17 protein-coding genes are annotated in these 19,484 nt (G+C 36.3%); 16 read left to right on the forward strand and 1 reads right to left on the reverse strand.

Annotated features, from left to right (window positions below; translation table 11 throughout):
* The first annotated feature begins 98 nt into the window (after positions 1-98).
* The 10 genes from MOO47_RS05830 to MOO47_RS05875 all read left to right on the forward strand — a co-directional run bounded on the left by MOO47_RS05830 (position 99) and on the right by MOO47_RS05875 (position 11,772).
* Positions 99-2,339, forward strand: coding sequence for an FtsK/SpoIIIE family DNA translocase (locus MOO47_RS05830; protein WP_249512522.1), 2,241 nt, complete (start codon positions 99-101; stop codon positions 2,337-2,339).
* On the forward strand, positions 2,332-3,603 hold the full coding sequence (locus MOO47_RS05835) for a M16 family metallopeptidase (protein WP_249512523.1): 1,272 nt from the start codon (positions 2,332-2,334) through the stop codon (positions 3,601-3,603). The genes MOO47_RS05830 and MOO47_RS05835 overlap by 8 nt, the downstream gene beginning before the upstream one ends.
* Complete coding sequence (gene yfmH / locus MOO47_RS05840) at positions 3,596-4,852, forward strand: EF-P 5-aminopentanol modification-associated protein YfmH (protein ID WP_249512524.1); 1,257 nt, start codon at positions 3,596-3,598, stop codon at positions 4,850-4,852. Before MOO47_RS05835 ends, yfmH begins: the two co-directional genes overlap by 8 nt.
* A complete protein-coding gene (gene ymfI / locus MOO47_RS05845; protein ID WP_249512525.1) occupies positions 4,849-5,574 on the forward strand; it encodes an elongation factor P 5-aminopentanone reductase in 726 nt (241 codons plus the stop codon). The genes yfmH and ymfI overlap by 4 nt, the downstream gene beginning before the upstream one ends.
* Before the next feature lie 51 nt (positions 5,575-5,625).
* Positions 5,626-6,468: a helix-turn-helix domain-containing protein gene (locus tag MOO47_RS05850; protein WP_249512526.1), complete on the forward strand. Its 843-nt coding sequence runs from the start codon at positions 5,626-5,628 to the stop codon at positions 6,466-6,468.
* 4 nt (positions 6,469-6,472) lie between these two features.
* Positions 6,473-7,054 (forward strand): CDP-diacylglycerol--glycerol-3-phosphate 3-phosphatidyltransferase, encoded by a 582-nt coding sequence (gene pgsA / locus MOO47_RS05855; RefSeq protein WP_249512527.1) that lies wholly within the window; start codon positions 6,473-6,475, stop codon positions 7,052-7,054.
* A gap of 93 nt (positions 7,055-7,147) precedes the next feature.
* On the forward strand, positions 7,148-7,675 hold the full coding sequence (locus MOO47_RS05860) for a CinA family protein (protein WP_249512528.1): 528 nt from the start codon (positions 7,148-7,150) through the stop codon (positions 7,673-7,675).
* Positions 7,676-7,711: 36 nt separating this feature from the next.
* Positions 7,712-8,767, forward strand: a complete 1,056-nt coding sequence (gene recA / locus MOO47_RS05865; protein ID WP_260523900.1) for a recombinase RecA — start codon at positions 7,712-7,714, stop codon at positions 8,765-8,767.
* 227 nt (positions 8,768-8,994) lie between these two features.
* On the forward strand, positions 8,995-10,557 hold the full coding sequence (gene rny, locus MOO47_RS05870; protein WP_249512529.1) for a ribonuclease Y: 1,563 nt from the start codon (positions 8,995-8,997) through the stop codon (positions 10,555-10,557).
* A gap of 129 nt (positions 10,558-10,686) precedes the next feature.
* Complete coding sequence (locus tag MOO47_RS05875) at positions 10,687-11,772, forward strand: glycosyltransferase family 4 protein (RefSeq protein ID WP_249512530.1); 1,086 nt, start codon at positions 10,687-10,689, stop codon at positions 11,770-11,772.
* On the opposite strand, the gene MOO47_RS05880 is transcribed toward MOO47_RS05875, so the two are convergent.
* Positions 11,773-12,423: a YigZ family protein gene (locus MOO47_RS05880; RefSeq protein WP_317617102.1), complete on the reverse strand. Its 651-nt coding sequence runs from the start codon at positions 12,421-12,423 to the stop codon at positions 11,773-11,775.
* 48 nt (positions 12,424-12,471) lie between these two features.
* Here MOO47_RS05880 and MOO47_RS05885 point away from each other — a divergent pair, with 48 nt between their 5' ends.
* The 6 genes from MOO47_RS05885 (at position 12,472) to MOO47_RS05910 (ending at position 19,480) form a co-directional block, all read left to right on the forward strand.
* Positions 12,472-13,749: a DEAD/DEAH box helicase family protein gene (locus tag MOO47_RS05885; RefSeq protein WP_249512531.1), complete on the forward strand. Its 1,278-nt coding sequence runs from the start codon at positions 12,472-12,474 to the stop codon at positions 13,747-13,749.
* On the forward strand, positions 13,742-14,425 hold the full coding sequence (locus MOO47_RS05890) for a ComF family protein (protein ID WP_249512532.1): 684 nt from the start codon (positions 13,742-13,744) through the stop codon (positions 14,423-14,425). The genes MOO47_RS05885 and MOO47_RS05890 overlap by 8 nt, the downstream gene beginning before the upstream one ends.
* A gap of 77 nt (positions 14,426-14,502) precedes the next feature.
* The gene (gene hpf / locus MOO47_RS05895) at positions 14,503-15,063 is read left to right on the forward strand and encodes a ribosome hibernation-promoting factor, HPF/YfiA family (protein ID WP_249512533.1); all 561 of its coding nucleotides are present in this window, start codon (positions 14,503-14,505) and stop codon (positions 15,061-15,063) included.
* A 160-nt stretch (positions 15,064-15,223) separates the two neighbouring features.
* Complete coding sequence (secA, locus tag MOO47_RS05900) at positions 15,224-17,584, forward strand: preprotein translocase subunit SecA (protein ID WP_249512534.1); 2,361 nt, start codon at positions 15,224-15,226, stop codon at positions 17,582-17,584.
* Between the two features lie 92 nt (positions 17,585-17,676).
* A protein-coding gene (prfB, locus tag MOO47_RS05905) for a peptide chain release factor 2 (RefSeq protein WP_396022027.1) occupies positions 17,677-18,790 on the forward strand; the annotation gives its coding sequence in 2 pieces (ribosomal slippage) (positions 17,677-17,736 and positions 17,738-18,790; 1,113 coding nt in all).
* A gap of 18 nt (positions 18,791-18,808) precedes the next feature.
* Positions 18,809-19,480, forward strand: a complete 672-nt coding sequence (locus tag MOO47_RS05910) for a response regulator transcription factor (RefSeq protein WP_249512536.1) — start codon at positions 18,809-18,811, stop codon at positions 19,478-19,480.
* Positions 19,481-19,484 lie beyond the last annotated feature (4 nt).

Raw genomic sequence — 19,484 nt, forward strand, 5'->3', positions numbered from 1 at the left:
AATTATCCATTATTTCCTGGGAAATAATCTGTGATCAGTTTATCTTTGTGGTTTAATTATGTCATAATAAGCGATGAAAGATTGTTTAGGAGTATGCTATGTCTGCAAAAGTAACCAAAAAATCATCGAGAACCAAAAAAAAGGCTTCTAAAAAAACTACAGTCAACTATACAATAAATGTTGTAGGATTAATTTTGATTTTTATTTCTTTAATGGCTGACTTTAAATTCGGTATGTTAGGACGATTTTTGGCTAATATTTATCGCGTTATTGGTGGTAATACTTTTCAAATACTAGCTTTATTAACTGCTATCTTTGGAATTTCGCTTTTTGCTTTTAGTCGCATGCCAAAATGGGGCTTGAAACGTTATTTAGGAATTTGCCTGTTGATCAGTAGTTGTTTAACTTTGATGCATGTACAACTATTTCAGAAAATAACTTTGAATAATGATGTTACGATGATTTCTTGGCGTTTATTGCTAGAAGATTTAGCTAATAATCAAGTTGCTAGTGATGTTGGTGGCGGAATGATCGGAGCATTTTTATATAGTATCTATAAGCCGTTATTTTCTTTGCCGGGTACAATTATAATTAATGGCGTTTTGGCTATTATTGGCATTTTATTGTTATTCGATGTTAGGTTAGCCCAAGTTATCAACATTTTTCATTGGTTGCTTATTCAATGCCATAATTTTGTAGTATTACTACAAAATAAATGGCAACAACGTGAAACAACTAAAAAGAGTTCTAGGTCAAAGCATGCAAAAGTTCCAAAAACCGAGGCTGATCCTATAATAGCAACCAAAGAAATGAAAAAAGTTGATGATTTTACAATTGAAGGTCCAAAAGACACCCCACATAAAAATGTCAAAAGACCATCATTAGCTTCATCAACAGAGTCAGCTAAGGTTAATGATAACTACCAATTACCTACGCTAGATTTATTGACACCGGTTGATTCTAATGATCAATCAAGTGAATATCAATTAATTGAGCAAAATCGTAAGAAATTAAAGACTACTTTGGATAGTTTTGGGGTACCAGTAGAGGTTAAAAAAGCTACCTTAGGACCAACAATAACTAAATATGAAATTCAACCTGCAGTTGGCGTTAAAGTGAGCAAAATTGTTAATTTAACTGATGATTTAGCGCTTGCTTTAGCAGCTAAGGATATTCGAATTGAAGCGCCAATTCCTGGCAAGCCTTATGTAGGCATCGAAGTACCTAATCAACATCCAGTGATTGTGTCTTTTCACAGTATTATTGCTAATGAGCCACCACATACTCATCAAAAATTGGCTATTCCGATCGGTAAAGATGTTTATGGGCAAATTGCGATGTGTGATATTGCTAAATTACCTCATTTATTGATTGCTGGTTCTACAGGAAGTGGTAAGTCGGTAGCTATTAATACGATTATTACGGGAATTTTAATGCAGGCCCACCCAGAAGAAGTTAAAATGATTTTGATAGATCCAAAAATGGTTGAATTAAGTATTTATGATGGCATTCCGCATCTTTTGATCCCAGTTGTGACTGATGCTAAAAAAGCCAATAATGCTTTGCAAAAAGCAGTGCAAGAAATGGAACGGCGTTATGAATTGTTTCAACAACATGGCTATCGTAAGATTGAAGAATATAATGATGCTGCACAACAAAGTGATATAGAACCTTTGCCATACATCATTATTGTGATTGATGAATTGTCTGATTTAATGATGGTTGCTGGTCGTGATGTGGAAAATTCGATTGTGCGCTTAGCGCAAAAAGCACGTGCGGCAGGCATGCACTTGATTATTGCTACGCAACGTCCTTCTGTAGATGTTATTACAGGCTTAATAAAAGCTAATATTCCTTCCAGAATGGCATTTGCCGTTTCTAGTAGCATTGATTCCAGAACAATATTAGATGCTACTGGTGCTGAAAAACTATTAGGTCGTGGTGACATGTTATTTGAACCGATTGGTCAAAGTAAGCCTCAACGAATTCAAGGAGCTTATATTTCTTCACAAGAAGTAGAACGGGTTGTGGAATTTGTTAGCAAACAACAGCATGTAAAATATGATGAACAATTAATTCCACAAGACAGTGCCGAGCAAGATGACAAACAACAAACGCCCAATGATGAATACTGGAACGATGCTGTTAACTTAGTGGCACATGAACAAAAGGCTAGTGCTTCTATGCTACAACGGCGTTTTCAGATCGGTTATAATCGTGCAGCCCGTTTGATTGATGATATGGAAGAACGGGGCATTATTGGACCAGCACGAGGTGCTAAGCCTCGTAAAGTATTGGTTGAACGTCCAGAAATTGAGGATATTAGACAAGATGACTAAAATAATAAATTATAATTTGGCACCCGGAATTGAAGTTATTTGGTTGCCTAGTAACAAATTTAGTGCGCTTAAATGGAAATTTAATTTTATTGCTCCACAAATTGGCTCTAAAACTACGGCTAGACGTCTGCTGGCTGATCTTTTGCAACGTTCCAACCAAAAATATTCTAGTGAGGCACGATTAGCACAACGACTAGCTTTTCTATACGGAACGGATTTAAGTGCGCAAACGACTATTTTGCAAAATTTGAATATTTTGTCTTTGGCAGTTACGGTACCGCAAGTGCCTCATAAAGATGTCAATAATCAAGCATTGACGCTTCTATGGCAAACTTTACAGCATCCTAATCTAGTGCCGACGCATGACCAGTTTCAAGAGCAAGCGTTTCAGTTAGAACAATATAATTTAGCTAACTTGTACGAGTCATTGACAGATAATTATGCTTTACGAGCAAGTCTTGCTATGCACAAGATGCTCTATCAAAATAACCCTGAATTGGTTGTACCAGATTTTGGTTGTGCCAAGCAGCTTTCGACTTTGAATGCCGGTCGATTGTATCATGAATATCAGCAATTACTTACTACTAATCGCGTTATCATTAGTATTGTAGGTGACCCACGACAAGAAATCGTCCCCCAGCGTTTAGAGCAGCTTGACTTTTTGGCAAGCAATTATGATTTGTTGAAGTTAGAATCCAAAAATTTAGTTGAATTACCAACCAATTTCATTAAAAAACAAACTATTGAACCGCTTCAACAAACACAATTAGTTGTGGCTTATAAAATGACGCAAAATGTTTCCAAAGCTATTTCACATGTTTTGAATATGTTATTGGGTGGTGATGATCAAGCATTATTGTTCCAGCAAGTACGCGAACAAGCCGGGCTAGCGTATTCTATTTATAGTGAAGTCAATGTACGTCAGCAGTTTATAATAATTCAGGCGGGCATTACAGCCAAAGATATTGTGCAGGTGGAAGATTTAATTGACCAGCAAATTAAAAATTTAACGCAAAAAGTTGATGAACAAAGTCTAGCACATGCTAAATTAGCAATTATTAATCGACGTTTGGTAGGTTCTGATAGTCTGAATCAGCAAGGTGAACGTTTGCTAATGAAAGCTTTGGATCCAAAAATTATTTTGGATGATCAATATTTCATTGAGCAGATTCAAGCGGTCACAGTTCGTCAAGTAAAGCAAGCTGCTGCTGATTTAGTTAAGGTGGCTGAGTATGATTTGATAGGAAGTGTTGAAAATGGATGAACTACAGGCAATTAGAGTTGATAATGATTTAAATTTGCCTCTTTATGTGCTTGAAAGACCGCAATTTAATCAAACTTATGCCGTGGCAATGGTGGATTTTGGCTCTATTGACTCCGCCAGTGGACAAATACCTGCAGGTTCAGCCCACTTTCTAGAACACAAATTATTTGCTAAGCAAGGGTTTGATAGCTCACAAAAATATGCGCAATATGGTGCTAGTTCGAATGCTTTCACTAGTTATACTAAAACCGCTTATTTATTTAAAACAGTTGGTCAAGTGGAGAATAATTTAGGTGTATTATTGGATTTAATTAGTGAACCTTATTTTACAGCGGATAATGTTCAAAAAGAACGGGAGATAATTGGACAAGAAATTCAAATGTATGCTGACATGCCAGAGTGGGTTATCGAGCAGGTAACTTTAAATAATCTTTATCCCCAAGATGCTTTAGGTAATGATATTGCTGGTGATTTAACTTCCATATCGCAGATTGATGCCAAAGTATTGCTGGATATTTACCAAACTTATTATGTTCCTGACAGATTTCGCATCTATTTGGCTGGATCTGCCTCCACTACAGCGATTCAACAATATTTAACGTCAATTACCAAACAATATCCACATTTGCAGGAATTTGCTCAGCGTGTGCCGACAAATGCAATTCAACAATATCCTGTTTTAAATCCGGTAAAATCAATGCAAAGGATTACTTTTAAAGCACAGCGTCCACATTTGATGTTTGGTTTACGCATTGACCCACAACAACGTAATTTACAACAAATGATCATTTTACAAAATCAATTAGAATTATTGTTTGAATTGATTTTAGGTGATACAGCCACTTTTCATGAGCAAATGGTGGGGCAAAATTTAATTGATGATTCGTTTTCCTATAGTGTCATTGTGGAACGTCACTATTCGTTAGTGCTAATTAGTATGCAAACGGATCAACCGGAAAAATTAGCGCAAGCGCTGCATGATTATTTATTTAGTGATAGAATACTGCAGGAATTATTACCCGAGAAATTTGTAGCGGTTCAACGGGATAGCTTGGGGAGTTATTTGTTTGCACAAAATTATATGGAGAATTTAGCTTTAGAGTCTGCGGAATTAAATTTTTATGGTTTAACTTATCAGCAAATGTTTGAAGTTTTGTCAAATATTAATTTGCAAGATTTATTGGAGCTGGCAACTAATATTTTTCAAGAAGCCAATTTAACAACAACTTATTTGGAGCCAAAAAAATGAAATGGGCATTAATTTTAGGAGCTACCGGAGCTATTGGACAAGAAATTGTCCAAGAGTTAGCTCAATCTGGCTGGTCATTATATTTACAAGGTTTCAGTCAGCAGGAACAATTGCAACAGCAAGTGGAACAACTAAATTCAGACTATCCTGATCAGGATTTTTTACCGTTGATAATTGATATGACCAAAATTGATGAATTAGATATTATAGTGAATAATGTTTTTAGTTTGGATGCTTTGATTGCTGCTCAGGGGGTTACTGATTATCATTTATTCGCGCAATTGCCAGCTGATAAAATGACGCAAATTTGGTTAATTAATTTGCAATTTACTTTACGTTTAATTCAACGATTGCAAGTCAAATTAGCTAAAAGTCCGACGGGGAGAATTATTTTATTGGGGTCGGTTTACGGCAAACAAGGTAGCGCTATGGAAGTTATGTATAGTACGACTAAGGGAGCTTTGTCAGCTTTTGCTAAGTCTTATGCTAAGGAAGTTGCTAGTTTAGGCATTACCGTAAACGTTTTGGCACCAGGTGCAGTGGATACGCAAATGAATAATATGTTGAGTGAAAATGACAAAAATGATTTGATTGCGCAGATCCCCCTTGGCAGAATGGCTCAACCACAAGATATTAGCTATTGGGTAAAAGTCATGTTAGATGAACGAGCACAATATTTCACAGGTCAAACTCTTTACGTCACTGCTGGTTGGCTGGAATAATGTTTTTTGTTTGTGTTATACTTTACGAAGACTAATAATGGTGGTTATGTAATGAGTGAATTAGGAGATAAGTTACGTGATGCCCGCTTGCAAAAGGGGTATTCGATTGATGATTTACAGAAAATAACAAAAATTCAAAAACGTTATCTGACAGCAATTGAAGAAGGTGCTTTTGATCGTTTGCCAGGTGATTTTTATGTGCGAGCTTTTATTAAGCAATATGCACAAAGTGTTGGTTTAGATAGCGCTAAGTTGTTCGACGAATATGTCGCAGAAATTCCTACAGTTCAAACAGAAGAACCCAGTGAGGATGTTCCGGTTATTAAGAAAGAATCTTTACTGAGTAATTTAAAAAGACATTGGCCGCAAGTGACTATTTTGGCGATTGTTATTTTGATTGTAGTATTTATCGCAGTTGCGGTAGCGCAAACGCATAAAAAAAATGATGCACAAATTCCAGACTCTGGGCAAGAACAAGTTGCCAAAAAGCCGGCTGCTAAGAAGAAAAAGCCAGCTAAATCAAGTAATAAAGCGCCTGATAATAAAAAGGCAGAGCAACAAAAAGAGCGTAACCTAAAAATTGTGGCTGATCAGGATGCAACAGATCAATTTACTATTGAAAATTGGCAAGCTGAACAACAGCATACAGTTAATGTTACTACACAAGATGCTGATGCCTGGATTACTGTCAAAGTTGCAGATACTGTTTTGTGGCAAGGTACAGTCACTGCCGGTTCCAGTAAGGACATTAGTGTTGGTAATGACGTTAAAGAATTGCAAATTAAAACCGGTAATGCTCCAGTTACGAAAATTAAAATTAATAATCAAGATTTACCTGTTGCAGAAAAGCAGACAGGGACAGTTCATAACTATACTTTGAAGATTAAGGAGTAGTTGCATGAATTTACCCAACAAATTAACAGTAATTCGAATGTTTTTGATTCCTGTATTTATGGTTTTTATGTCTTTTAATTTTCATTGGGGACAAGTTCGTTTTTTAGGAACTAGTATTTCTTGGGAAATATTGATTGCAGCAGTTATTTTTGTGTTTGCTTCTTTGACTGATTATGCTGATGGACAAATTGCCCGTAAACGGCATTTAGTTACTAATTTCGGTAAATTCATGGATCCTTTAGCTGATAAGATGCTAGTTTTAACGGCCTTCACTTTTTTAGTGGCTCGTCAACAAGCTCCTGCTTGGGTGGTTGCGATCATTGTTTGCCGTGAGTTATTAATAACCACATTGCGCTTACTGATTATAGAACAAGGTGGTTCGGTAATGGCAGCGCAAATGCCAGGTAAAATTAAGACAACTACCCAAATGTTGGCAATTGTCTTTTTGTTATTGAATGATCCTATATTTAGTTATTGGCATATTCCGTTTGGAATGATCATGCTTTATGTTTGTTTATTGTTTACTGTCTATTCTGCTTGTGATTATCTTTGGCAAAATAGGCAATACTATTCTGATTTTAAATAATTATGGACCGGCCACTGAAAAAAAGGTGAGGCGGTTTTTTTAATTGTTAAATATTTTGGACAAAAAAAGTGTAATTAATAAAGGGGCAAAATAATGAATACGTTGCAGGACTTTATTGAACAAGAAAGTAATAATCTTCACTTTGATCTGGCTGCTTATAATCCTGTTATCAAGCAAGTGGTAGCAACTTTGAAATTGCAAAAACAGTCAATTACCGCAGCAGAAAGTTTGACAGCGGGATTGTTCCAAGCAACTTTAGCGAATATTTCGGGTGCTTCCAATGTTTTTTCTGGTGGTTTAGTTACGTATTCAATGGAAATGAAGAGTAAACTACTAAAAATTAATTTTAATTTACTGCAAAAATACGGTGTAATCAGCCAATGGACAGCAGAGCAAATGGCGCTACAAAGTGCTACTGTGATGCAAAGCGACTGGGGAGTAGGTTTGACAGGTGTGGCAGGACCTGAAACGTTAGAACAACGGCAAGTAGGAACAGTTTACATTGGCATTAGCAATAAAACCGATTTGTGGTGTCAGGAATTTTTGTTTAAAGGTCAGCGACAAATGATTCGTGAAAAAAGTGTCGTTGCATCTTTTATTATGTTAGCTACTCAGTTATAATGATGTTGAAAGAACAAATGTTCGGGAGGTATATTCGTGGCTAAAGATGAACGACAAGCAGCACTTAATATGGCTTTAAAAAAAATTGAAAAAGATTTTGGTAAAGGTGCTGTGATGCGATTAGGTGATAATGCGCAAACCCAAGTATCTTCAATCTCTAGTGGTTCTCTATCATTGGATCATGCTTTAGGAATTGGTGGATTTCCACGCGGTAGAATTGTTGAAATTTATGGACCTGAAAGTTCTGGTAAGACAACAGTTGCTTTGCAGACTGTCGCTGAAGTACAAAAAAACGGTGGCACAGCTGCTTATATTGATGCAGAAAATGCGATGGACCCCACTTATGCTAAGGCATTAGGTGTTGATATTGATAGCTTGTTATTGTCGCAACCGGATACAGGTGAACAAGGTTTAGAAATTGCTGATGCATTAATTTCTAGTGGCGCAATTGATATTTTGGTTATTGATTCTGTTGCAGCATTAGTACCTCGGTTAGAAATTGAGGGTGAAATGGGCGATTCTCACGTAGGTTTGCAAGCACGAATGATGTCCCAAGCATTACGTAAGTTGTCGGGGACAATTAATAAGACCAAGACAATAGCTTTATTTATTAACCAGATTAGAGAAAAAGTTGGTGTGATGTTTGGTAATCCCGAAACAACGCCTGGTGGGCGAGCTTTAAAATTTTATGCCACGGTTCGGTTAGAAGTGCGACGTTCAGAACAAATTAAAGATGGTTCAGACGTGATTGGTAATAAAGTTAAGATTAAAGTTGTCAAAAATAAAGTTGCACCACCCTTTAAAGTTGCTGTTGTAGATATGATGTACGGTCAAGGAATTTCACAAACTGGTGAAATTTTGGATATGGCTGTAGAAAAAGATATAGTCAATAAAAGCGGTTCTTGGTATTCATATCAAGATGAGCGAATTGGTCAAGGACGAGAAAATGCTAAAGCCTATTTGGATGAGCATTCTGATATGAAAGATGAAGTTAAGCAAAAAGTTCGTACTGCTTATCAGATGGATGAACAAAAGACTGATGAAGATCCAGAAACTTTAGATTTAGATGATAAAGAAAAAAAAGAATCCTAAAGATATGGGATTCTTTTTTATTTTTCTAATTAATGTTATTTTAACTGTTTATATTTGAATATACATCGTTGACAGTTTGCTAAATAAACAATAATATTGAAGAGTACCAAGTTTTTTGATAATCATTGGTACTTTAAATATTAAACTATAAACCAATTGTTAGTTCTGCTGTCTTTAATTTTAGATAGCACTGAATGGTTTTATTAGTGTGACTTGGAGGAATTTTTATGTCAGGTTTATTACTCCTCGCGGTCGCTGTGTTGATGCTAATTATTGGTGGGTTATCAGGTTTTTTGATACGGAAAAATGCTTATGAAAACAGCTTGAAGCAAGCAGGTCAATCGGCAGAAGAAATCATTAATTCTGCTCAAAAAACTGCTGCTAATGCAAAAAGAGAGGCATTACTAGAAGCGCGCGATGAAAGCCATAAATATCGCCAAAAGCAAGAAGATGAGCTGCGTGATCGCCGTAAAGAGTTGCAACGCCAAGAAAATAGAATGCTCCAGCGAGAAGAATCTTTGGATCGTAAAGACAATTCGCTGGATCAACGTGAGCATTCCTTGGAAAAGCGCGAACAAAAAATAGATGTCACCGAGCATAAATTAGATAGTCAACAAAAAGAAGTAGTCACTAATTTAAATTTGCAACACCAAAAGCTAGAAGAAATCGCGGGCATGACTCATGATCAGGCACGTAATTATCTTTTGGAACAACTGGACGCCAAATTAGTTCAAGAAAAAGCCCATTTAATTCGTATTAGTGAAGAGTCTGCACAACAAGATGCTGCTAAAAAGGCTAAAGATATTATAGTAACTGCTATCCAGCAAAGTGCTGCTGATACAGTATCGGAAACGACGGTTACGACTGTTTCTTTGCCTAATGAAGAGATGAAAGGTCGGATTATTGGTCGTGAAGGTCGTAATATTCGGACTATAGAGTCCTTGACGGGGATTGATGTCATTATTGATGATACCCCTCAAGCAGTGGCTTTGAGCGGTTTTGATCCGATTAGACGTGAAATAGCGCGGCTAACTTTAGAAAAATTAATTTCGGATGGCCGTATTCATCCGGCACGAATTGAAGAAACTGTTGATAAATCAAGAAAAGAAATGGATACAAGAATTCGTGAAATCGGTGAACAAACGATTTATGATTTAGGTATCCATAATATTAATCCTGATTTAATCAAAATAATTGGTCGCTTGAATTTTAGAAGTAGTTATGGGCAAAATGTTTTGAGTCATTCGGTTGAGGTTGCAAAATTAGCGGGTACAATGGCCGCTGAATTAGGTGAAGATGAAACTTTAGCGAAGCGAGCGGGATTGCTACACGATATTGGTAAGGCATTAGATCATGAAATTGAAGGTTCTCATGTGGAAATTGGTGTCGATATTACCACTAAATATAAGGAACCTAAATTAGTAATTAATACAATTGCTTCACATCATGGTGATGTGGAACCACAATCAACAATTGCTGTTTTAGTAGCAGCGGCTGATGCAATTTCAGCAGCGCGTCCTGGCGCTCGTTCAGAATCCATGGAGAATTATATTCATCGTCTTGAAAAATTGGAAGAAATTGCTAATAGTTATGATGGCGTTGATCATAGCTATGCAATCCAAGCTGGACGTGAAATCAGGATCATGGTGAAACCAGATAAAATTTCGGATAATCAATCGACTGTGTTATCACGTAAGATTAGAAATAGAATTGAAAAAGAACTTGAATATCCTGGCCATGTAAAAGTGACCGTAATTAGAGAAACTAGAAAAATAGCTTATGCTAAATAATCATGACTCATGCGATCAAGTGCTTGGCTAATAATGATTGTATGAGTCATTTTATCTATTATTCTAGTATTTTTGATGGACAACTATTGTAATCCAAAGAGTATGTGAGAAGAGGAGCTGCTACTGACGATGTTTAATATTATCGTAAAATTATTTTTAACCATGATTATTGCTGCAGCAATAACTCCTTTTGTACGTAAACTGGCGTTCGTTTTAGGTGCGGTGGATAATCCTAATGCACGTCGGGTCAATAAAAAGCCGATGCCCACTTTGGGTGGTCTAGCTATTTTTTTGGCTTTTAATTTTTCGACCTTTGTTTTATTGCGAACCCAGTTTCCTACGCATGAATTATTTAGTGTCTTTTTAGCAGAATGTATAATTGTTTTAACGGGTTTAATTGATGATATTCGTGAGCTAAAGCCAATGCAAAAGATGTTAGGTATTTTAGTCGCTGCTTTAGTTGTGTATTTTTTAGCAGGAATTAAGATGACCTATATTGTTTTGCCTGTTTTTGGGACTTTTCAATTAGGATGGTTGAGTTTGCCAATTACTATTTTTTGGATCTTAGCTATCACCAATGCAGTTAATTTAATTGATGGTCTGGATGGCCTGGCTACAGGCGTATCCATCATTGCCCTCTTTACGATGGGAATGATTAGTTATTTCTTTTTAACTTCAGGTGACACGTATGTTGCAATTTGGATCTTAGCCATGGTTGCTTCTTTATTGGGCTTTTTACCACATAATTTTCACCCAGCTAAAATTTTTCTAGGTGATACTGGTGCGTTGTTCATTGGTTTTATGATTGCGATTTTTTCACTGAAAGGTTTGAAGAATGTCACTTTTATTTCCCTAGTAATTCCAATTGTTATTTTAGGTGTACCAATTAGTGATACAGTTTATGCTATGCTGCGACGAATTTTAAATCATAAGCCGATTTCACAAGCTGATCGTCACCATTTACATCATCGTTTAATGCAATTAGGTCTGAGTCATCGACAGACAGTTTTGGTTATTTATGGTATATCACTAGTATTTTCGTTTATTGCTTTACTATATCCAGTTTCTTCTTTTTGGGGCAGTATTTTATTAACTGTAGCAGTTTTAATTGGTTTGGAGCTGTTTGTAGAGTCAATAGGCTTGGTAGGCGAGAATCGCCAACCTTTGTTGCATTTAATTCAGAAAGTAGTTAAAAAACTAGAAAAAGACGACTGATTAGTCGTCTTTTTTGTTGGGAAAATATTCAATTTCATTAAATACTATTTCACCAATTTTGATAGTCGTTTCTTGTTTTAATTGATTATTTAAATTGGTAATGAAAGAAGTAATCAAAGGCTGATCAATCAGTAAACTTACACTAATTTTGGCTTGGTATTTAACTTCGGTAATGTCCACAGGTTGCTGTTGCAACCAGTATTCCAGATTATTCCATTGCTTATAATCTACGTCAAAAAAGATTTGTTGTTGCATGACGCCTTGGACTAGACCACAGTAGTGAATGGCTTGAATGACACTTTGGCGATAGGCACGGATTAAACCACTGCTGCCCAATTTAATACCTCCAAAATAGCGGCTCGTGACTGCTAAAACATTTTGCACTTGCATTTGTTGGAGAGTTTCTAGCATAGGAACACCAGCAGTTTGACTAGGCTCTCCATCGTCTCCAGCATGTTGAATTTCATTATTTTCACCTAGAAGATACGCGACACAATTGTGATTGGCGCGAGAATTTTCTTTTTTAATACTTTGAATCAAGTCTTGAGCTTGCTCAAGTGCTTGAATACGCTTTAAAGTAGTGACAAAGCGAGATTTTTTGATGATAAGTTCGTGAGTGTCATTTTTTTTGATCGTAATGTAATTTTTGATAAAAAATTAACCTCCAAATTTCGTATTTTATGATGAGGTGATTTGATATTGCAAAATAAAGAACTATCGGGGCGATTATTAGTCCTTAGGCAGCCTTTAGTCAACAGGAGTGTACCTGCGTTAACTGAAATAGATGAAAATACTTTATTATGCCAGCGTTGTCAAATGTCGATTGCCAAAAAAATATATTATCTAGGGTCTAATACATTTTATTGTCCACATTGTCTATTCTTAGGACGCTTGACTAATAAAGACTATTTGTGGGCAGTGCCAGAAATTAACGCTTTCCCAAAGCAAAGCGCTCCACTAGTATGGCAAGGAAAATTGACAACCCAACAACAAATAGTAGCACAAAAGTTATGTCTGGCAGAGCAAAATAATCAAGATTATTTAGTTTGGGCTGTTACTGGCAGTGGAAAAACCGAGATGTTGTTTTTAGTTTTAGAACAAGCTATCAAAAAACAAAAGCGGATCGCACTAGTTGCACCACGAGTGGATGTTTGTACGGAGTTATATCCGCGTCTCCAGCAGGCTTTTGCTCAGGTAAGCATTCAATTGTTACATGGACAAGGCGCTCACGATTATCATTATACACAGTTATTAGTTTGCACTGTTCATCAATTGTTGAAATTTAGACAGGCTTTCGATGTCTTGATTTTAGATGAATGTGATTCTTATCCATATGCAAATAATGTTTTGCTGCATCGTGCTGTGGAACAAGCTGTAAAATCCACACATACAATCATTTATTTATCAGCGACTCCTAGTTCGGAGTACCAGCAATTAATTCACAAGAATAAGTTGGCTTATAGTATTTTAAATCGGCGTTTTCATGGCAAAGACTTACCGGTGCCACATTTTTATTTGTGTAGTAAAAAAAATAAGCACCAATTGCCCGTTAAGTTAGTTAGTCGTTTACAGAATTTAGTTACAACAAAGCAGCGCTTTTTACTATTTGTAGATCGTATTTTGCAAGCTGAACAAATCTCACAATTTTTACAAAAAAAATTGCCTCAATTAGAACAAACCTTTGTGCACTCTAAAGATCCAAAGCGTCAGCAAAAAGTTGCTGCTTTCCGCAAGGGGCAGCGCCAAGCTTTAGTTACAACAACCGTATTAGAACGAGGAGTTACATTTAAAAATATTGATGTTATTGTTTGGCAAGCCGATTCACAACGGTTTGATTCGCAATCTTTAATTCAAATTGCTGGCCGGGCTGGTCGAAGTAGCGAATTTAGTGATAATAAAGTTTCTTTCTATGCAACGACCTATAATAAAGCGATTGACCAAGCTATTAAAACTATTAAGAAGTTGAACCATGCGTAATTATTGTGTTTTGTGTCAGGAAGCAATTGTTCCACAGCTTACGATGTTACAAATATTAGGCATCTCTAAAGTTCAAAATAGTTCAATGTGTTGCCGATGTCGCCAAGAATTTTATTTTATTGGCGATAAGTGTTGTCAAGTTTGTGGCAAAATGGATATGCAACCAATTTGTTCAGACTGTGAAAAGTGGCAACAGCAAGGTTATAACGATTATAAACACCAGGCTTTATGCGTGTATAATGAATCAATGCATGATTATTTTAAGCGCTATAAGCGCTATGGTGATTTTTCATTACGTAAAGCTTTTCAAATGGATTTGCGGAAAATGTTAGTTGACTATCCTGAACCATTCATTTTTATTCCCAGTTCACAAGAACATTTACAGCAACGCCAATTTGATCCCACTGTTGGTTTGTTCGGTGATTTAATCAATTTAACTCCAGCGTTCATCAAAATGCCGACGAAAGTTGCTCAAGCGCAAAAAAATCGGCAGCAACGTCTAGCTACACCACAGTTTTTACAGTTTGATCATCAATATAATGCTTTGTTAACTGCTAAGCAGATTACAATTGTTGATGATATTTATACAACAGGTAGGACCATTTTACATGCTTATGATTGTTTGAGAGCAGCAGGCTTTACCGGCGTAATTCGATCTTGTTCACTAGCGCGCTAATTGTCTTTTATTTGTAGATAAATATAAAAATTATTATAATAATTCCAGTTAGCTGATATTTGAGGAGGCATGGTAGCATGTTAAAAATTAATGTCCGTGGTGAAAATATTGAAGTTACAGATGCGATTCGAGATTATGTTAACAAAAAATTAAATAATCTCAATAAATATTTTAAAGATACAGATAAGCCAATTGCGCATGTTAATTTAAAAGTATATAACGATAAAACTGCTAAAGTTGAGGTAACTATACCGATGGTTCACCTGATTTTACGTGCTGAAAAAAATGATCCTGACATGTATAAAGCAATCGATGATGTTTTTGAAAAATTAGAACGTCAAATCAGAAAATATAAAACAAGAATTTTAAAAAGCAATCGCGGTCCAGGAATTAAAAAAATAGATTTATCTGGACCAAACGATTCCAATTTAGATGAAACAATCAATGAAAGTGATGATGAGCAGATTGTGCGTACTAAACGTGTTTCCCTAAAACCGATGGCAGCACAAGAAGCAGTTTTACAAATGGATATGTTAGGACACAATTTTTTTGTGTTTGAAGATACAGAAACTAATGGCACTAGCATTGTTTATAAAAGACGTGATGGACGTTATGGACTAATTGAAACTGATGAATGAATTTTCAATAATTTTGTTTTGGCAAGATGGTCTGATACAATCATTGTTTCAGACTGTTTTTATTTGGAATTAATGAATGGTAGTTTAATTATCACGTTGTAAATGATAAGATGTTATAGATGAGTTAGACTCTTTGAAAGTACAGGAGAAATTTAAATAGATGGCTAATCCGATTAAAAAATTGGTAGAAAGTGACAAGCGTGAAGTTAAACGTATGGGGAAAATCGCTGATCGAGTCGAATCTCATGCTGATGAATACGCTGCCCTTTCTGACGAACAATTACAAGCAAAAACACCAGAATTAAAAAAACGCGTACAAAATGGTGAAACTTTAGACGATATTTTGCCAGAAGCTTTTGCTGTAGCTCGTGAAGCTTCCAAGCGAGTGCTGGGATTGTACCCTTTTAGAGTACAAATTATTGGTGGCATTACTTTACATGAAGGCAATATTGCCGAAATGAAAACAGGTGAAGGTAAAACTTTAACAGCTACATTACCAGTTTATTTGAATGCCTTAACCGAGAAAGGTGTCCACGTTGTTACAGTTAATGAATATTTATCGCAACGTGATGCTGAAGAAATGGGTCAGCTTTATAATTGGCTGGGTCTATCAGTTGGTTTGAATCTTAATTCAAAGAGTTCTGAAGAAAAGCGTGAAGCTTACAATTGCGATATTACTTATTCTACTAATAGTGAACTAGGTTTTGATTATTTGCGTGACAACATGGTTGTGTATAAAGATCAAATGGTTCAGCGTCCCTTGAATTATGCGATTGTTGACGAAGTGGATTCTATTTTAATTGATGAAGCACGGACACCCTTAATTATTTCTGGGCAAGCTGAGCAATCTACGGCATTGTATTTGCAAGCTGATCGTTTTGCCAAAACCTTGAATAAAGATGACTATAAGATCGATTGGCCAACTAAAACCATTGGTTTGACTGAAAGTGGTATCAAAAAGGGCGAGAAGAATTTTGCTTTAAAGAATTTATATGATATTGATAATACTTTGCTGAATCACCATATTGATCAAGCTTTGCGAGCTAATTATATTATGGAATTAGATAAGGATTATGTTGTTAGCGATAAAAAAGTGATGATTGTTGATTCTTTCACTGGACGTGTCATGGAAGGTCGACGTTTTTCTGATGGCTTGCACCAAGCGATTGAAGCTAAAGAAGGTGTGCCAATTCAAGATGAAACGAAAACGATGGCTAATATCACTTACCAAAACTTCTTTAGAATGTACAATAAACTTTCTGGAATGACAGGTACAGCTAAGACAGAAGCTGAAGAATTTCGGGAAATTTATAATATGGAAGTTATCTCCATTCCAACGAATAAGCCAATTGCGCGAATTGATAATTCAGATGCTTTGTATTTTGACTTGAACGCTAAATTTAATGCGGTTATTGCAGATATTAAGGAACGTCATGCTAAAGGGCAGCCCATTTTAGTCGGTACTGTCGCAGTTGAGACTTCTGAATATTTGTCCAAGCAATTGACAAAAGCTAATATTCCGCATGCAGTTTTAAATGCTAAAAATCATGCTAAAGAAGCAGAAATTATTTCTCATGCAGGTCAAAAGGGTGCAGTTACTATCGCTACTAATATGGCTGGACGAGGAACTGATATTAAATTGGGACCTGGTGTTCGAGAAGTGGGCGGACTTTGTGTTATTGGTACAGAACGGCACGAGTCGCGTAGAATTGATAATCAGTTGCGTGGGCGTTCTGGGCGTCAAGGTGATCCCGGTGAGACAATTTTTTACATGTCTTTAGAAGATGATTTGATGAAGCGTTTTGGTTCTGAGCGTGTGCAAAGAATATGGCAGCATAATGATGAAGAAGTGAAGAGTGCTCCCATCCAAAGTAAATTATTAAGTCGACAAGTGGAATCAGCTCAAAAACGGGTTGAAGGTAACAACTATGATACACGTAAAAATACTTTGCAATATGATGATGTGATGCGTGAACAACGGGAAGTTATTTATAACCAAAGGATGCAAGTTATTACAGCTAATGATAACTTGAAACCTGTTTTAATGAACATGATTAAGCGAACAATTAAGAGTCAAGTAGAGTCCAGAACTAATGGTGATATTAAGGAATGGGATTTAGATGGTATTTATGATTTTGCAATCACGGCACTAGTTAGTCCTAAGCAAATTCAACGTTCTGATCTTTCTGGTAAATCACGAGAAGAATTAATTCAACTGTTAGAAAATTTTGTTGAAGAAAACTACAATACTAAGCAGCAACAATTGCAAGATGATCAACAAATGTTAGAATTTCAAAAAGTGGTAATTCTGAGAGTTGTGGATGAGCATTGGACAGATCACATTGATGAGATGGATCAATTGCGCCAATCCATTGGCTTGCGGGGTTATGGACAGTTAAATCCGTTGGTTGAATACCAAGAAGAAGGCTTTCGGATGTTTGAACAAATGATTGCCGATATTGAATATGATGTTACGAAATTATTCATGAAAGCAGAAATTCGTGAAAATGCGCAACGCTAATTAAGTAAGTGTAGTTGGCAGGCTGGAACAAAACAATGTTTTGTTTGAGCCTGCTTTTATCTAAATAAAAACAATTTTTTGTGAGGTAAAATATGGAAATAGCAGATTTTAAAAGGAAATTAGGACAAACAGCGGCTAAAATTCAGCAATTTAGGGGGTCACTTTGACTTCGATGAATTGCAAGAAAGTATTGCTATTAACGAAAATAAGATGGCGCAACCTGAATTTTGGAATGATCAACAGGGTGCACAACAGTTAATTGAACAAAATAATACTTTAAAGACGAAATTAGAAACTTTTGAGCAATTGCAACAAATGCAAAATGATTTGCAAGTCGCCTTAGAATTATTACAGGAAGATCCAGCAGACCACAATTTACAACAGGAAATTGAAACTGATTTACAGCAATTGGAACAAAAAATGCAACAATATGAAATTGCGATGCTGCTAGATGGACCTTATGATACACACAATGCTATTTTAGAAATTCATCCTGGGGCTGGTGGAACTGAGTCGCAAGACTGGGGTTCGATGCTTTTGCGGATGTATGAGCGTTGGGCAGAGCAACATCATTTCCAAATTGAAGTTGAGGACTATCAATCTGGTGAAGAAGCGGGTCTGAAGAGTGTCACTTTAATGATTAAGGGTCATAATGCTTATGGTCTATTGCGGTCAGAGCATGGGGTTCATCGATTGGTGCGAATTTCACCGTTTGACTCAGCAGGACGTCGACACACTTCTTTTGCTTCAGTGGAAGTCATGCCTGAACTTGACGATTCCATCACAATTGAAGTTAATAATGATGACTTAAGGATTGATGTTTTTCGTTCTAGCGGAGCTGGTGGACAACATATTAATAAAACTTCATCGGCTGTGCGGATTACGCACTTGCCAACGGGAATCGTTACTAGTTCACAAGCACAACGTTCGCAATTGCAAAATCGTGAAACGGCTATGAATATGTTAAAAGCTAAATTATATCAGCGCCAGTTGGCTGCTCAGGCGCAAAAGCAAGCACAAATTAAAGGTGAACAATTAGAAATTGGTTGGGGTTCACAAATACGTTCCTATGTTTTTCACCCTTATTCAATGGTTAAAGATCATCGTACTAACTATGAAACCGGTAATGGTCAAGCAGTTATGGATGGTGAATTGGATCCTTTTATTTATTCTTATTTACAATGGAAACTCGGTCAAACTGATTAAAATATGTGAGGTCTGACTATGCAAAAAATATTGGTAGTTGATGATGAAACTACAATTGCTGAATTGTTGCGATACAATTTGGAACAAAATGGTTTTCAAGTTACGGTAGTTAACGATGGTCAAAAAGCCTTGGATTTATTGAATCAATCGCATTTTGACCTTGTATTATTAGATTTAATGTTGCCAAAAATTGATGGTTTACAAATTACGCGCCAATTACGCCAGCAAAATAATACAATTCCCATTATTATGTTGACAGCACGTGCTAATCAAATGGATAAAATTAGTGGCTTGGAAATGGGAGCCGATGATTATGTGACCAAGCCTTTTGACATTCAAGAATTGATGGCGCGTGTTAAAGCAATTTTGCGAAGGCATCGGCAATCCGCATCTGCTAAGTCCGGCTTAATGATTGATCATGCTAATTTTCAAGTTTTACTTGATGGACAGCCAATTGCATTAACTAAAACTCAATATAAACTTTTTGCTTACTTGTATAAGCATGCTAACCAGACTTTGACTCGCCAGCAAATTATGGATTATCTTTGGGGAACGACGCCGACAACGGCCTTGGATTCGCGTGCAGTTGATATTCAAATTAGTCATTTGCGCGATAAACTGGAAAAAGATCCGAAACATCCCCAATATTTACAAACAATGCGTGGATTTGGTTATCGGTTAGCTATTTGAAGGA

It is taken from the genome of Bombilactobacillus thymidiniphilus, assembly GCF_023380245.1.
Lineage (GTDB): Bacteria > Bacillota > Bacilli > Lactobacillales > Lactobacillaceae > Bombilactobacillus > Bombilactobacillus thymidiniphilus.

Excerpts from the sequence above, each read along its gene's own strand:
- secA (WP_249512534.1), top strand. The coding sequence starts at position 15,224 with ATGGCTAATCCGATTAAAAAATTGGTAGAAAGTGACAAGCGTGAAGTT.
- rny (WP_249512529.1), top strand. The coding sequence starts at position 8,995 with ATGTCAGGTTTATTACTCCTCGCGGTCGCTGTGTTGATGCTAATTATT.
- ymfI (WP_249512525.1), top strand. The coding sequence starts at position 4,849 with ATGAAATGGGCATTAATTTTAGGAGCTACCGGAGCTATTGGACAAGAA.
- MOO47_RS05910 (WP_249512536.1), top strand. The coding sequence starts at position 18,809 with ATGCAAAAAATATTGGTAGTTGATGATGAAACTACAATTGCTGAATTG.
- hpf (WP_249512533.1), top strand. The coding sequence starts at position 14,503 with ATGTTAAAAATTAATGTCCGTGGTGAAAATATTGAAGTTACAGATGCG.
- MOO47_RS05830 (WP_249512522.1), top strand. The coding sequence starts at position 99 with ATGTCTGCAAAAGTAACCAAAAAATCATCGAGAACCAAAAAAAAGGCT.
- MOO47_RS05850 (WP_249512526.1), top strand. The coding sequence starts at position 5,626 with ATGAGTGAATTAGGAGATAAGTTACGTGATGCCCGCTTGCAAAAGGGG.
- yfmH (WP_249512524.1), top strand. The coding sequence starts at position 3,596 with ATGGATGAACTACAGGCAATTAGAGTTGATAATGATTTAAATTTGCCT.
- MOO47_RS05890 (WP_249512532.1), top strand. The coding sequence starts at position 13,742 with ATGCGTAATTATTGTGTTTTGTGTCAGGAAGCAATTGTTCCACAGCTT.
- pgsA (WP_249512527.1), top strand. The coding sequence starts at position 6,473 with ATGAATTTACCCAACAAATTAACAGTAATTCGAATGTTTTTGATTCCT.
- MOO47_RS05875 (WP_249512530.1), top strand. The coding sequence starts at position 10,687 with ATGTTTAATATTATCGTAAAATTATTTTTAACCATGATTATTGCTGCA.
- MOO47_RS05860 (WP_249512528.1), top strand. The coding sequence starts at position 7,148 with ATGAATACGTTGCAGGACTTTATTGAACAAGAAAGTAATAATCTTCAC.
- MOO47_RS05835 (WP_249512523.1), top strand. The coding sequence starts at position 2,332 with ATGACTAAAATAATAAATTATAATTTGGCACCCGGAATTGAAGTTATT.